At 74.9% G+C, this 13813-nt stretch carries 13 protein-coding genes; 10 read left to right on the forward strand and 3 right to left on the reverse strand.

The annotated features are described in order from the left end of the window. Positions 1-74: 74 nt before the first annotated feature. Genes ACI781_RS03750 through ACI781_RS03765 form a run of 4 tightly spaced genes read left to right on the forward strand, consistent with a single transcriptional unit; the run spans position 75 to position 3539 of the window. Complete coding sequence (locus tag ACI781_RS03750; RefSeq protein ID WP_456564722.1) at positions 75-935, forward strand: bifunctional methylenetetrahydrofolate dehydrogenase/methenyltetrahydrofolate cyclohydrolase; 861 nt, start codon at positions 75-77, stop codon at positions 933-935. 10 nt (positions 936-945) lie between these two features. After that, positions 946-1290 (forward strand): DUF3017 domain-containing protein, encoded by a 345-nt coding sequence (locus ACI781_RS03755; RefSeq protein ID WP_456564723.1) that lies wholly within the window; start codon positions 946-948, stop codon positions 1288-1290. A gap of 36 nt (positions 1291-1326) precedes the next feature. After that, complete coding sequence (gene mdh, locus ACI781_RS03760; RefSeq protein ID WP_456564724.1) at positions 1327-2280, forward strand: malate dehydrogenase; 954 nt, start codon at positions 1327-1329, stop codon at positions 2278-2280. 44 nt (positions 2281-2324) lie between these two features. Then, positions 2325-3539: an NADP-dependent isocitrate dehydrogenase gene (locus ACI781_RS03765; RefSeq protein WP_456564725.1), complete on the forward strand. Its 1215-nt coding sequence runs from the start codon at positions 2325-2327 to the stop codon at positions 3537-3539. Positions 3540-3651: 112 nt separating this feature from the next. Here the strand turns inward: ACI781_RS03765 and ACI781_RS03770 are convergent, their stop codons facing one another. After that, positions 3652-4641, reverse strand: a complete 990-nt coding sequence (locus ACI781_RS03770) for a CAP domain-containing protein (RefSeq protein WP_456564726.1) — start codon at positions 4639-4641, stop codon at positions 3652-3654. Between the two features lie 218 nt (positions 4642-4859). On the opposite strand from ACI781_RS03770, the gene ACI781_RS03775 reads away from it, so the two are divergent. Continuing rightward, entirely contained in the window at positions 4860-6197 is a 1338-nt protein-coding gene (locus ACI781_RS03775) for a hemolysin family protein (RefSeq protein ID WP_456564727.1), read from the forward strand. An 81-nt stretch (positions 6198-6278) separates the two neighbouring features. On the opposite strand, the gene galE is transcribed toward ACI781_RS03775, so the two are convergent. Next, positions 6279-7235, reverse strand: coding sequence for a UDP-glucose 4-epimerase GalE (galE, locus tag ACI781_RS03780; RefSeq protein WP_456564728.1), 957 nt, complete (start codon positions 7233-7235; stop codon positions 6279-6281). Positions 7236-7310: 75 nt separating this feature from the next. Between galE and hisC the strand changes: the two genes are divergently transcribed. The 4 genes from hisC (at position 7311) to ACI781_RS03800 (ending at position 11119) form a co-directional block, all read left to right on the forward strand. Then, positions 7311-8435 carry a histidinol-phosphate transaminase gene (gene hisC, locus ACI781_RS03785; RefSeq protein WP_456564729.1) on the forward strand — a complete coding sequence of 375 codons (1125 nt, stop codon included), beginning with the start codon at positions 7311-7313 and terminating at the stop codon, positions 8433-8435. A gap of 79 nt (positions 8436-8514) precedes the next feature. Further along, positions 8515-9537, forward strand: a complete 1023-nt coding sequence (gene trpS, locus ACI781_RS03790; protein WP_456564730.1) for a tryptophan--tRNA ligase — start codon at positions 8515-8517, stop codon at positions 9535-9537. After that, positions 9534-10118 carry a 2'-5' RNA ligase family protein gene (locus tag ACI781_RS03795; protein WP_456564731.1) on the forward strand — a complete coding sequence of 195 codons (585 nt, stop codon included), beginning with the start codon at positions 9534-9536 and terminating at the stop codon, positions 10116-10118. The genes trpS and ACI781_RS03795 overlap by 4 nt, the downstream gene beginning before the upstream one ends. Positions 10119-10147: 29 nt before the next feature. Continuing rightward, positions 10148-11119 carry a YihY/virulence factor BrkB family protein gene (locus ACI781_RS03800; protein ID WP_456564732.1) on the forward strand — a complete coding sequence of 324 codons (972 nt, stop codon included), beginning with the start codon at positions 10148-10150 and terminating at the stop codon, positions 11117-11119. Here the strand turns inward: ACI781_RS03800 and ACI781_RS03805 are convergent. Beyond that, the gene (locus ACI781_RS03805) at positions 11085-12344 is read right to left on the reverse strand and encodes a D-alanyl-D-alanine carboxypeptidase family protein (protein WP_456564733.1); all 1260 of its coding nucleotides are present in this window, start codon (positions 12342-12344) and stop codon (positions 11085-11087) included. The genes ACI781_RS03800 and ACI781_RS03805 overlap by 35 nt on opposite strands. Positions 12345-12604: 260 nt before the next feature. On the opposite strand from ACI781_RS03805, the gene ACI781_RS03810 reads away from it, so the two are divergent. Further along, on the forward strand, positions 12605-13660 hold the full coding sequence (locus ACI781_RS03810; RefSeq protein ID WP_456564734.1) for a BMP family lipoprotein: 1056 nt from the start codon (positions 12605-12607) through the stop codon (positions 13658-13660). Positions 13661-13813: the final 153 nt, after the last annotated feature.

Here is a 13813-nt window from a genome sequence, read left to right on the forward strand (position 1 = left end):
GGGAGACGCCCACTGCCCGGTCAGCCTAGGGCCGCAGCGGTCGGCGCGGAGACCTCTCGGGCAGACTGTGGCCCGTGCCCGCCACGACCCTCGACGGCAAGGCGACCGCCGCCGCGATCCGGACCGAACTGACCGAGCGCGTGGCCGCGCTGACCGCCGCGGGACGCCGTCCCGGCCTCGGCACCCTGCTGGTCGGCGACGACCCGGGCAGCCGCTGGTACGTCAACGCCAAGCACTCCGACTGCGCGCAGGTCGGCATCGCCAGCATCCAGCGCGAGCTGCCCGCCACCGCGAGCCTCGCCGACGTGCTCGCCGTCGTCGCCGAGCTCAACGCCGACCCGGCCTGCACCGGCTACATCGTGCAGCTGCCGCTGCCCCGTCAGGTCGACGAGTACGCCGTCCTCGAGGCGATGGACCCGGACAAGGACGCCGACGGCCTGCACCCGACCAACCTCGGCCGGCTCGTCCTCGGGGTCGACGGGCCGCTGCCGTGCACCCCGGTGGGCATCGTCGAGCTGCTGCGCCGCCACGGCGTGCCGATCGCCGGCGCGGAGGTCGTCGTCGTCGGACGCGGCATCACCGTCGGCCGGCCGCTGGGCCTGCTCCTGACCCGCCGCAGCGAGAACGCCACGGTGACCCTCTGCCACACCGGCACCCGCGACCTGGCCGCGCACCTGCGCTCCGCCGACGTCGTGGTCGCCGCGGCCGGGGTCCCCGGCCTGGTCACCAGGGACGTCGTCAAGCCGGGGGCCGCGGTCCTCGACGTCGGGGTCAGCCGGGTCGACGGGAAGATCGCCGGGGACGTCGCGAAGGACGTCGTCGAGGTCGCCGGGTTCGTCGCCCCCAACCCCGGCGGCGTCGGGCCGATGACCCGCGCCATGCTGCTGCAGAACGTCGTCCTGGCCGCCGAGCGCGCGGCCGGGGTCCCCGCGTGACGACCGGCCGGTGACGGCCGTGGCGCGCCCGCCGCTCTACACCCGCCGGCCCTTCCTCGCCGGGCTGCTGCGGCAGCTGCCGCTGCTCGCGGTGCTGGTCGCGGTCGCGGTCGGGCTCGCGATGGTCGCCCTCGAGTACTGGCGCCGCGGACTGGTCGTCATCGGGGTGGCGCTGGTGGTCGCCGCACTCCTGCGGCTGCTGCTGCCGGTGCGCCGGGTCGGTTTCCTCGCCGTCCGCAGCCGGACGGTCGACGTCGTCCTCATGGCCGTGGTCGGTGCCGCCGTCGTCACCATCGCCCTGTTGATCCCGGCCGATCCTGCCGGGGTCCCGCTCCTGCCGCCGTCCACCCGCTGAGGCGCGGGAGTGCGTTCTGGCGCTAGGTTGGCCGCCATGGCAGAGCAGCCTCGGAACGGGAAGGTCACCGTCGTCGGTGCCGGTTTCTACGGCTCGACCACCGCTCTCCGTCTGGCCGAGTACGACGTCCTCGAGACCGTCGTGCTCACCGACATCGTCGAGGGCAAGCCCGAGGGCCTGGCCCTCGACATCAACCAGTCGCGCCCCATCGAGGGCTTCGAGACCCGGGTCGTCGGGGTCGGGGGCGGGTCCTACGAGGGCACCGAGGGGTCCGACGTCGTCGTGATCACCGCCGGCCTGCCGCGCAAGCCCGGCATGAGCCGGATGGACCTCATCGAGACCAACGCCGGCATCGTCCGGCAGGTGGCGGAGAACGTCGCCCGCACCTCCCCGGACGCCGTGGTCATCGTCGTGTCCAACCCGCTCGACGAGATGACCGCGCTGGCGCAGATCGCCACCGGGTTCCCGCGCCACCGCGTGATGGGCCAGGCGGGGATGCTCGACACCGCCCGGTTCAGCCACTTCGTCGCCGAGGAGTGCGGGGTCCCCGTCGCCTCGGTGCGCACCCTGACGCTCGGGTCCCACGGGGACACCATGGTCCCGGTGCCGTCCCGGTGCACCGTCGACGGCAAGCCGCTGGCCGACGTGCTCCCCGCCGAGCGCATCGAGGAGCTCGTCACCCGCACCCGCAACGGTGGGGCGGAGGTCGTGGCGCTGCTCAAGACGGGGTCGGCCTACTTCGCCCCGTCGGCGGCCGCGGCCCGCATGGCCAAGGCGGTCATCGAGGACTCCGGGGCCGTCATGCCCGTGTGCGCGTGGGTCGACGGCGAGTACGGCGTCTCCGGGGTCTACCTCGGGGTGGAGGCCGAGATCGGGCGCGGCGGGGTTCGGCGGGTCGTCGAGGGCGACCTGACCGAGAGCGAGCTGACCGGGCTGCGCGAGGCGGCCGAGGCCGTGCGTGCCAAGCAGGCGGACATCGCCGACATGTGAGCCGACCTCCGACCACACCCGGTCGGAGCTGCAGAGAGGGAACCATGAGCAAGATCAAGGTCGAGGGCACCGTCGTCGAGCTCGACGGCGACGAGATGACGCGGATCATCTGGCAGTTCATCAAGGACCAGCTGATCCTCCCGTACCTCGACGTGAACCTCGAGTACTACGACCTCGGCATCGAGCACCGCGACGCCACCGACGACCAGGTGACGGTCGACTCCGCCAACGCCATCAAGAAGCACGGCGTCGGCGTCAAGTGCGCCACCATCACGCCGGACGAGGCGCGGGTCGAGGAGTTCGGCCTCAAGAAGATGTGGCGCTCCCCGAACGGGACGATCCGCAACATCCTCGGCGGCGTCATCTTCCGCGAGCCGATCATCATGGAGAACGTCCCGCGGCTGGTGCCGGGCTGGACCAAGCCGATCGTCGTCGGCCGTCACGCCTTCGGTGACCAGTACCGGGCGACCGACTTCCGCTTCCCGGGCGAGGGCACCCTGACGGTGACCTTCACCCCGGCCGACGGCTCCGCGCCGATCGAGCACGAGGTCTTCCAGGCGCCCGGCGCCGGCGTGGCCCTGGCGATGTACAACCTCGACGAGTCCATCCGCGACTTCGCCCGGGCCTCGCTGAACTACGGCCTCAACCGGAACTACCCGGTGTACCTCTCCACGAAGAACACGATCCTCAAGGCCTACGACGGCCGGTTCAAGGACCTCTTCCAGGAGGTCTTCGAGGCGGAGTTCAAGGACAGGTTCGACGCCGCCGGCATCACCTACGAGCACCGGCTCATCGACGACATGGTCGCCGCGTCCCTGAAGTGGGAGGGCGGCTACGTCTGGGCGTGCAAGAACTACGACGGCGACGTGCAGTCCGACACCGTCGCGCAGGGCTTCGGCTCGCTCGGCCTCATGACCTCGGTGCTGATGAGCCCCGACGGCCGGACGGTCGAGGCGGAGGCCGCGCACGGCACGGTCACCCGGCACTTCCGGCAGCACCAGCAGGGCAAGGAGACGTCGACCAACCCGATCGCGTCGATCTTCGCCTGGACCCGGGGCCTGGCCCACCGCGGCAAGCTGGACGGCACCCCCGAGGTCACCCGGTTCGCCGAGACGCTGGAGAAGGTCTGCATCGAGACCGTCGAGAGCGGTCAGATGACCAAGGACCTGGCGCTGCTGATCTCCAAGGACAGCCCGTGGCTGAACACCCAGGACTTCCTGGCGGCCATCGACGGGAACCTGCAGAAGGCCATGGCCTGAGGGAGGGCCCCGTCCGGAGGCTCACGCCACGGTCCGCGCGGCGCGAGCCTCCGGACGGGGCCACGATCGGCCCCCGCACCCTCTGGGTGCGGGGGCCGTCGTGTGTCCGGACTCAGCCGGACAGCTGGGTCCACCAGGGGCCGCCGGGGCCGTCGGCGACCCCGACCCCGAGCCGGGTGAGCCCGCAGTCCAGGACGTTCGCCCGGTGTCCGGGGCTGGCCAGCCACGACCGGACGACGGCGGCGGCGTCGGCCTGACCGCGGGCGATGTTCTCCGCCCGCGCCGACTGCCCGGCGGCGGCCGCCCGGTCGACCGGGCCCAGCCCGTCAGGGTCGACGTGGTCGAAGTAGCCGCGGTCGCGCATGTCGGCGCTGTGCGCGCGGGCGACGGCGGCCAGGCCGGCGTCGGCGGCGACGGGGGCGCAGCCGGCCTCGGCCCGCGCCTCGTTCACCAGCGCCAGGACCTGCCCCTCGGCGGAGACGGGGGCGGACGCGGGGGCCGCGTCCGGTGCCGGCTGGGCCGGGGCGGTCGCGGAGCCGGGCGCCGGCCGGGTCGGCTGCTCGGCCGGCTCCTCCTCGGCCGGCTCCTCCTCGGCCGGCGGCTGCTGGGTCGGCGGCTGGGCGGACGGGGCCTGCTGGGTCGGCGACCCTCCGGTCGACGCCGCGCCGGCGGAGGCGGTCCCCGCAGATCCCGGGGAGGCGGTCGAGGAGCCGGCCGACGTGCGGGGCGCGCTGCCCGACGCGGTGCCCGGCGTGGTGCCGGGCACGGTCCCCGGCGTCGTCCCCGGCGTGGTCCCCGGCGTCGTCCCCGGGGCCCGACTCCCGGCCGTCGCGCCGGTCGCGGTGTCCGGAGCCGCCGGCGCCGGGGAGTCCGCGGCCGGGGCGCCGTCCACGCCCAGTCGCACCGTCCCCTGGTCGAGGTCCGCTCCCGTGGTGGCGGAGGCGTCCACGGTGCGCGCGCCGCCCGCGGCGCCGCTCACCAGCAGCAACGTCCCCAGGACGGCGACCGCCGCGCCGGCGCTGACGGCCGCACCCGACAGGAGGGCCGCCCGGCGCCGCAGGAGGGCCAGCAGCCGGGTGCGCAGCGACGGACCGGCCGGCATGTGGTGCACGGGGACCTCACGATCTGCCAATTCCACGGATGTGATTCGTGGAGACTAGCTGTGACTGATCCGTGACGGAATGGGATCTGGGCACGTCACACCGGCGTCCTCCGGCGAGCCGGGGTGACCCGCCGGGGGGTGCCCGGTGGGCACCGTGCCCCGGGGCGGGCAGCATGGTCCCGGTCCGCAGCACCCGACCCGACAGGAGCACGCCGCCGGTGAGCGACGTCTGGCTCAACATCGTCATGGTCGTCGTCTTCGTCCTGATCGGCGGCGCCTTCTCGGGAGCGGAGATCGCGCTCGTCTCCCTGCGCGAGTCGCAGGTGCGCGCCCTCGCCGACAGCGGCGGGCGCCGGGGGCGGGCGGTCGCCCGGCTGCTGAGCGACCCCAACCGCTTCCTCGCCGCCGTGCAGGTCGGGGTCACCCTCGCCGGCTTCTTCTCCGCCGCGTTCGGTGCCAGCACCCTGTCCGAGCCGCTGGCCGACGTCCTCGTCGACCGGGGGATGTCCGAGGGCCTGGCCGGCACCCTGGCCCTGGTCCTGGTCACCATCGCCATCAGCTACCTGTCCCTGGTGGTGGGGGAGCTGACCCCCAAGCGGCTGGCCCTGCAGCGGGCCGAGGGCTTCTCGCTGCTCGTCGCGGCGCCGCTCAACGGGATCGCCAAGGCCGCCCGCCCGGTGATCTGGCTGCTGTCCCGGTCGACGAACCTGCTGGTCCGGCTGCTCGGCGGCGACCCCAAGGCCAGCGGCGAGCAGATCAGCCAGGAGGAGCTGCGGGACCTGGTCGCCGCGCACGAGTCGCTGAGCAGCGACGAGCGCCAGCTCATCGGGGAGGTCTTCCGCGCCGGCGACCGCGAGGTCCGCGAGGTGATGACGCCGCGCACCGAGGTGGACTTCCTGGACGCGTCGCTCACCGCCAGCCGCGCCGCCCGCCAGGTCGCCGACTCCAGCCGTTCGCGCTACCCCGTCGTCGGCCGCGACCAGGACGACGTCGTCGGCTTCGTGCACATCCGCGACCTGCTGCTGCCCGGGCACCCGGCCGGGCGGGCGGCCACGGTCGGCGACCTGGCCCGCGAGGTCAAGCGCCTGCCCGGGACCGCCGGCGTCCTCACCGCGCTGTCTGAGATGCGCCGGGAGAACCAGCACCTGGCGATCGTCGTCGACGAGTACGGCGGCACCGACGGCATCGTGACGCTCGAGGACCTCATCGAGGAGGTCATCGGGGAGATCTACGACGAGTACGACGACGACGTGGCGCCGGAGCCGGCGGAGGTCCCGGGTGGCCCGCAGGACGTCGACGGGCTGCTCAACCTCGACGACTTCGCCGAGGTCACGGGCCTGCGGCTGCCCGAGGGGCCGTACGAGACCGTCGCCGGGTACGTGCTGGCCGAGCTGGGCCGGCTGCCCGAGGTGGGCGACGTCGTGGAGGTCGAGGGGCGCCGGCTGAGCGTCGTCGAGCTGGACGGGCGCCGGATCGCGCGGCTGTCGGTGACCCGCCCGGAGCCGCCGGCCCCGGTCGACCCGGCGACCGTGCCCACCCCGACCGCCGGCTCCTGACCCCTCGGCATGGGAGGCGATCCCCACGTCCTCCGGCCGGGGACGTGGGGATCGCCTCCCATGCCTGGGGAAGGGCAGCAGTCAGCCGCGGGTCCGGGCCGTCTCCCAGGCGTCGCGGACGATGCCGGCCAGGTCGGTGTGCCGCGGCGTCCAGCCCAGGTCCGCGCGGATGCGGTCGCTGGAGGCCACGAGCTGCGCCGGGTCACCGGCGCGGCGCTGCCCGACCTCGACCGGCACCGGGTGCCCGGTGACCTGCCGGACCGCGTCGACGACCTCCTGCACCGAGAAGCCGGTGCCGTTGCCGAGGTTGTAGACGCGGTGCTCCCCGGGCCGCGGCGCGGGGAGGGCGAGCAGGTGGGCGTCGGAGAGGTCCTGCACGTGGATGTAGTCCCGGATGCAGGTGCCGTCCGGCGTCGGGTAGTCCTCGCCGTAGACGGTGAGCGCCGCCCGCTGCCCGGCCGCCACCTGCAGCGCGATCGGGATGAGGTGGGTCTCGGTCGTGTGCCGCTCGCCGAGGCCGTGCGCGGCGCCGGCGACGTTGAAGTACCGCAGGCTGACCGCCGCGAAGTCGTGCGCGGCCGCGTAGGAGGTCAGCATCGCGTCGACCGCGAGCTTCGTCGCGCCGTAGGTGTTGGTCGGCCGGGTCGGGGCGTCCTCGCGGATCGGCACCTGCTCCGGCTCGCCGTAGGTCGCCGCCGTGGAGGAGAAGACGATCCGCCGGCAGTCGACCGCGCGCATCGCCTCCAGCAGCGCCAGCGAGCCGCCCACGTTGGTCTCCCAGTAGACCTCCGGCTCGACCTGCGACTGCCCGACCAGGCTCTTGGCCGCGAAGTGCAGCACCGCCTCGGGGCGCACCTCGGCCAGCACCGGGGCCGACTCGTGCAGCGTCGCCCGGACCAGGCGGGCGCCCTCGGAGACGGCGTCGGCGTGCCCGGTGGAGAGGTCGTCCAGGACCGTGACCTCGTGCCCGGCCGCCAGCAGGTCGGCCGTGACTACGCTGCCGATGTAGCCGGCGCCGCCGGCGACGAGTACGCGCATGGGGTCCACCCTAGGGACGGCGGAGCGCACGCACGCGCCGCGCGGGGCGGGAGCACCCCCGGGAGGACGGACGACGTGGTCAGCGCACGCCCGGCGGTGCAGTCGCTGCCGGCCTACAAGCCCGGTCGCAACCCGGCCGACCTCGCGCGCGAGCTCGGCGTGGCCCGGGCGGTGAAGCTGGCCAGCAACGAGGTGGCCTTCCCGCCGCTGCCCGCCGTCGTCGAGGCGCTGGCCACCGCGGCCGCCGAGACCAACCGCTACCCGGACAACGGCGCCGTCGTCCTCACCGAGGCGCTGGCCGCCCGGTACGGCGTGGACCCGGCGCAGGTCGTGCCCGGGTGCGGCGCGGTGATGCTGTGCCAGCAGCTGGCCCAGTCGTTCAACGACCCGGGCAGCTCGATCGCCTTCGCCTGGCGCAGCTTCGAGATGTACCCGCTGCTGGCGCAGGTCGCCGGTGCCCGGTCGGTGCAGGTGCCGCTGGTGCCCGGCCGGCCCGGTGGCCCCGCCGACACCCACGACCTCGACGGGCTGGCCGCGGCGGTCGACGAGAGCACCCGCGTGGTCTTCGTCTGCAACCCGAACAACCCGACCGGCACCGCCGTGCGCCGGGCGGCGCTGGAGCGCTTCCTGGACGCCGTGCCCGCCGGCACCCTCGTGGTGCTGGACGAGGCCTACCGGGAGTTCGTCACCGACCCCGACGTGCCCGACGGGACGGAGCTGATGCGCGGCCGGCCCAACGTGGCGGTGCTCCGCACGTTCTCCAAGGCGTGGGGCCTGGCGGGGCTGCGGGTCGGCTACCTGGTGGCGGAGGACCCGGCCGTCGCCGACGCCGTCCGCCGCACGCACGTCCCGTTCAGCGTCTCGATGCTGGCCCAGGCCGCCGCGGTCGCCGCGCTGGCCAGCGAGGACGAGGTGCGCCGCCGCGTGGCCGCCGTGGTCGCCGAGCGGGACCGGCTCACCGCCGCCCTGCGCGACCGCGGCCTGGACGTGCCCGACAGCCAGGCGAACTTCGTCTGGCTGCCCGTCGCTGAGCGGACGGCGGAGCTCGCGGCGGCCCTGGAGGCGCGCGGGGTCATCACCCGGCCGTTCGCCGGCGAGGGGATCCGGGTGACCGTCGGGGCACCCGACGAGGACGACGTCCTGCTCGCCGCCCTCGACGACGTCCTCGCCGCGCAGCCTGTCGCCACGCCGGGCGCGTGACCGGACTCGCCCGTCCCGGCCTCGGGGTTCGCTCCCGCAGCCGGGAGCGGCGGTCCCGCCGCTGCTCCGGGCTGGTTTGATGGCCGACGTGCCTCTTCCCCGTGTGCTCTCCGGCATCCAGCCGACGGCGGGCTCGTTCCACCTGGGCAACCACCTCGGTGCGCTGCGGCAGTGGGTGGCGCTGCAGGAGACGACGGAGGCCTTCTACTGCGTCGTCGACCTGCACGCGATCACGCTGCCCCAGGACCCGGCGGAGCTGCGCGCCAACACCCTCGCCTCCGCCGCGCAGCTGATCGCGCTGGGCGTGGACCCCGCACACAGCACGCTGTTCGTGCAGAGCCACGTGCCCGAGCACCTGCAGCTGTCGTGGGTGCTGGAGTGCCTCACCGGGTTCGGCGAGGCCAGCCGGATGACCCAGTTCAAGGACAAGAGCCAGCGCGAGGGCACCGCCGGCAGCTCGGTGGGGCTGTTCACCTACCCCGTGCTGATGGCCGCCGACATCCTCGTCTACCAGGCCGCGCAGGTGCCGGTCGGCGACGACCAGCGCCAGCACCTGGAGCTGACCCGCGACCTGGCCGTGCGGTTCAACGGCCGCTTCGGCGACACCTTCACCGTGCCCGAGGGGTTCATCCCGCAGGGCGGCGCGCGGGTCATGGACCTGCAGTCGCCGGAGAAGAAGATGAGCAAGAGCCTGCCGCCGGCCGGCTGCGTGCTCCTGCTGGACGACCCGAAGGTCACGGCGAAGAAGATCCGCTCGGCCGTCACCGACACCGGCCGCGAGATCGTCGCCGACCCCGTGGGCAAGCCGGGGATCACCAACCTGCTGGCGATCCACAGCGCGCTGTCGGGGACGCCGGTCGCCGCGCTGGAGGAGCAGTTCGCCGGCCGCGGCTACGGCGACCTCAAGAAGGAGCTCGCCGAGATCGTCGTCGACTTCGTGACACCGATCCGGGAGCGCACGCAGGAGCTGCTCGGCGACCGGGCGGAGCTCGAGCGGGTGCTGGCCGACGGGGCCGCCCGCGCCCGCGAGGTCGCCGCGCAGACGGTGGCCGCGGTGTACGAGCGGGTCGGCTTCCTCCCGCCGGCGGGGCCGCGGGCATGACCTCCGAGCCGTTGAACGACGACACGTTCGTGCCCCGCAGCCGCGGGGTCCGCGCGGAGACCGCGCTGCTCGGCGTCGTCGTCGCCGTCCCCGAGCCGTGGGCGCAGCTGCTCACGGACTGGCGGGCCAAGTGCGGCGACCCGCAGGCCGGCCTCGTGCCCCCGCACGTGACGCTGCTGCCGCCGACCGAGGTGCCCGCGGCCGAGCGGCCGGCGATCACCGCGCACCTGGCCGACGTCGCCCGCCGGCACCCCGCCTTCGACATGCACCTGGCGGGGACCGGCACGTTCTCGCCGGTGTCGGAGGTGGTGTTCGTCGCGGTGGCGCGCGGGATCGGCTCGTGCGAGCTGCTCGCCAACGACGTCCGCACCGGCCCGCTGGCCCGGCCGCTGGCCTACCCGTACCACCCGCACGTGACGGTGGCCCACGACGTCTCCCCGGACATGCTGGACCTGGCGTACTCGGCGCTGGCCGAGCTGTCGGCGGAGTTCCGGGTCGAGCACTTCACCGAGTTCGAGCAGGCGCCGTCGGGGGCCTGGGTCGTGGCGCGCGAGTACCCGCTGCGCGGGCCGGCGCGCTGAGCTGACCGGCCGGCCCCAGACTGGGGCCGGTGAGCGCGACCCGGACCCGGCCCGAGCCGCCGCAGGAGACCCGCGAGACCGCACGCCCGGGGTGGACCGACCGGCTGTGGCAGCGCGGGGAGGCGGCGGTCGCGGCGCTGCGCCGCCGCTGGCGGTGGTTCGACCACCTCGCCCGCGCCGGGGGCCGCTACCAGCGCAACCAGGGCGACCTGCTCGCCGCCGCCGTCACCTACTTCACGTTCCTCGGTCTGTTCCCCGTCCTGCTGCTCGCGGCCTCGATCGTCGGGCTGGTCCTGGCCGGCGACGCGCTGCTGCAGCAGGAGCTCTACGACGCGGTCCTCGAGGCCTTCCCCGGCTCCACCGGCGAGAGCATCGTCGAGCAGCTGCGCGGCGCGGTCGGCTCGGCGGGGGTCACCGGCGTGATCGGCCTGGTCGGCTTCCTGCTCGCCGGGCTCCGGGCGATGGACAAGCTGCGGATCGGGATGGAGCAGATCTGGCGCGGCCGGGTCGACGAGCCGGACTTCTGGCGGGACAACCTCCAGGACCTGCTGGCGCTGCTGCTGCTCGGCGCCGTGGGGCTGCTCAGCCTGGGGCTCACCGGGATCTCGACGCGGGCCACCACCCTGACGCTGGAGGCGCTGGGACTCGACGACGTCAGCGGCGCCTCGCTGCTCACCACGCTGCTGGGCCTGCTGCTCGCCCTGGTCACCGACGTCGTGGTCTTCCTGTGGCTGCTGCGGGTCGTGCCGTCGGTCGGGCACCGGTTCCGGGACCTGCTGCCCGGGGCGCTGTTCGGCGCGGCCGGCTTCGAGGTGCTCAAGTGGCTCGGCGCCTACTACCTGTCGCTGATCGACGGCAGCGTCACCGCCTCGGCCCTCGGCGGCGCCGTCGGGATCCTGGTGTGGATCAACCTGGTGTTCCGCTTCGCCTTCTTCACCGCCGCGTGGACGGCGACGCTGCGCCGGTTCAGCGCGGCTCCTGCGGCCGCCCCGGCCGGCTGACCGCGCGGCGCCGGCCGGCGACGGTGGCCAGGACGACGCCGGCCGCCGCGACCGCCAGGAGCACCCCCAGCACCGGCCGGGCGTCCCCGCCGACGTCCGCGCCGGGCGCGGGCCGGTCGCCGGTGGCGGTGGGCACTCCGGACGGGGCCCCCGACGTGGCGCCGGCCGACGCCGGGGGTGCGGTGGCGGCGGCCGCGGTCACCTCGGCGCCCGAGTCGACCAGCCGGCCGACGCCCGGCGTCCCCGGCGGGGTGGCGAACCCCCAGTCCAGCAGCAGCCGCGCCTGGTCGGCGGCGCGCACGGGCACGTTCTCCGCCGCCATCACGCTGACGACCAGGCGGCGGCCGTCGCGCTCGGCGGCGCCCACGAACGTGTGCCGGGCGGCGTCGGTGAAGCCGGTCTTGCCGCCCAGGTCGCCCGGGTAGCCGCCCAGCAGGGGGTCCTGGTTCTGGATCTGGTAGCCGGGGGAGCGGCCCTCCACCGCCGGCATCTGCGCCGTCGGCGTGACCAGCACCGCCGCCGTCACCGGGTCGGCGACCAGCCGGCGGAACACCAGCGCCAGGTCGTAGGGGGAGGAGGACTGCCCGGCGACGTCCAGCCCCGACGGCGTGCCCGCGACCGTGTCGAAGGCGCCGATCGCCTCGGCCGTCGCGTTCATCGCCGCGAGCGTCGCCTCGACCCCGCCGGCGGCCCGGGCCAGGGCGTTGGCCGCGTCGTTGCCCGACTGCAGCACCATCGCGAGGAACAGCAGCGACACCGGGTACCGGCCGCCGGCCACCAGCCCCACCCGGCTGCCCTCGACCTGCTCGTCCTCCGGCGTCCCCTCGACCACCTGTGCGGGGTCCAGCACCGGGGCCAGGGTGAGCAGGGTCAGGGTCTTGAGCGTGCTCGCCGGGTAGTAGCGGCCGTGCGGGTCCCGCGCCGCCAGCACGTCCCCGGTGAGCGCGTCGGCGACCAGCCAGCCGGCGGCGGTGACGCCCTCGGGCAGCGGGGGCGTGCCCGCGGCGGCGACGACGCCCCGGGTGCCCAGCCGCTTCCCGCCGACCGTGCTGCCGTCGGGGGCGCTGCCCTGCGGCGGCAGCCCCGGGTACGGCGCGGTGGGCGACGGTGCCGTGGGGTCCACGGTCGGCCGCGCCGGGTCGGCCAGCGCGGGACCCGCGCCCGGCAGCAGCAGGACCGCCGCCGTCGCCGCGACGGCCAGCCGCCGCCGTGCGCTGCCCCCCACGAGCGCCGACGCTAGCCCCGCCCGGGGCCTCGTGCGGGTGACGAAGAGCCCGACCGGGGGACCGGTTGGCAACGATCGCGTCTCTATCCGGCTCCCGGCTGGTCGCGCGGGCGGCGTGCGTGTCTAGCGTTCGGCGTCGCCGTCGGCGGCCGACCCGGCACACAGCGGGCGAGCAGCCTCGACGACCGAGCCCACCGGGCCGTCCCCGGCGACACCGGCCGGCCCCCAAGAGGAGGAGATGCGTCGTGCGCGGAGCGCGGATGAGGAAGGGCGGCCTGCGGGCCGGCGCCCTGCTGCTGGCCGGCAGCCTGGCACTGGCCGGGTGCGCCAGTGACGACAACGACAGCGACAGCAGTGGCAGCAGCGGCGGTGGCGGCGGCGACGAGCTGAAGATCGGCCTGGCCTACGACGCCGTCGGCCGCGGCGACCGGTCGTTCAACGACTCGGCCTACGCCGGCGCCCAGGCCGCCATCGAGGACAACGGTGGCGACGTCCAGGAGTTCACCCCGAACGAGGACGGCTCCGACCGCGCCGAGGGCCTGGCCAACCTGGCCGAGCAGGGCTACGACCCGGTCATCGCGGTGGGCTTCGCCTACGGCTCGACCATCGGCGAGGTGGCCGCGGACTTCCCCGACACCACCTTCGCGATCGTCGACTCCTCGGCCGCCGAGCTCGGCGCCGACAACGTCACCGGCCTGCTCTTCGCCGAGGAGCAGGGGTCCTTCCTCGCCGGCGTCGCCGCCGCGCTGAAGTCGCCCAACAACCACGTCGGCTTCGTCGGTGGCGTCGAGAGCCCGCTGATCCAGAAGTTCCAGGCCGGCTTCACCGCCGGGGCGCAGGCGGTCAACCCGGCCATCCGGGTCGACGTGCAGTACATCAGCCCGGCGGGTGACTTCTCCGGCTTCAACGCCCCCGACCGGGCCGAGGACATCGCCGACGTCATGTACGGCGACGGCGCGGACGTGATCTTCCACGCGGCCGGCGGGTCGGGCACCGGCGTCTTCGCCGCGGCGGTCACCGCCGGCAAGCTCGCCATCGGCGTCGACTCCGACCAGTACAACACCGTCGACGACGAGGCCCAGAAGGCCGTGATCCTGACCTCGATGCTGAAGCGGGTCGACCTCGCGGTCCAGTCGTTCATCGGCGACTTCGCCGAGGGCTCCGTCGAGGGCGGCACGGACATCGTCAACGACCTGTCCACGGAGGGCATCGCCCTGTCCACCAGCGGTGGCCAGATCGACGACATCCAGCCGCAGATCGAGGACTACACCCAGCGCATCATCGCCGGCGAGATCCAGGTCCCGACGACCCCCTGACCGCCCGCGGCAGCGAGGCACCACCACGGCCGGGGGGGGGGGGGGGGGGCGGGGGGGGGGGGGGGGGGCGGGGGGGGGGGGGGGGGGGGGGGGGGGTGGGGGCGCGGGGGGGGGTGTTATTGGTTGGGGGGGGGGGGTTGGCGGCGGGCGCCG

The sequence above is a fragment of the Blastococcus sp. SYSU D00695 genome, assembly GCF_054050555.1.

What these genes read in the sequence shown, in the direction of transcription:
- mdh (WP_456564724.1), top strand. Translation starts at nt 1,327, where the DNA reads ATGGCAGAGCAGCCTCGGAACGGGAAGGTCACCGTCGTCGGTGCCGGT.
- ACI781_RS03765 (WP_456564725.1), top strand. Translation starts at nt 2,325, where the DNA reads ATGAGCAAGATCAAGGTCGAGGGCACCGTCGTCGAGCTCGACGGCGAC.
- ACI781_RS03770 (WP_456564726.1), bottom strand. Translation starts at nt 4,641, where the DNA reads ATGCCGGCCGGTCCGTCGCTGCGCACCCGGCTGCTGGCCCTCCTGCGG.
- galE (WP_456564728.1), bottom strand. Translation starts at nt 7,235, where the DNA reads ATGCGCGTACTCGTCGCCGGCGGCGCCGGCTACATCGGCAGCGTAGTC.
- trpS (WP_456564730.1), top strand. Translation starts at nt 8,515, where the DNA reads ATGGCCGACGTGCCTCTTCCCCGTGTGCTCTCCGGCATCCAGCCGACG.
- ACI781_RS03795 (WP_456564731.1), top strand. Translation starts at nt 9,534, where the DNA reads ATGACCTCCGAGCCGTTGAACGACGACACGTTCGTGCCCCGCAGCCGC.
- ACI781_RS03810 (WP_456564734.1), top strand. Translation starts at nt 12,605, where the DNA reads ATGAGGAAGGGCGGCCTGCGGGCCGGCGCCCTGCTGCTGGCCGGCAGC.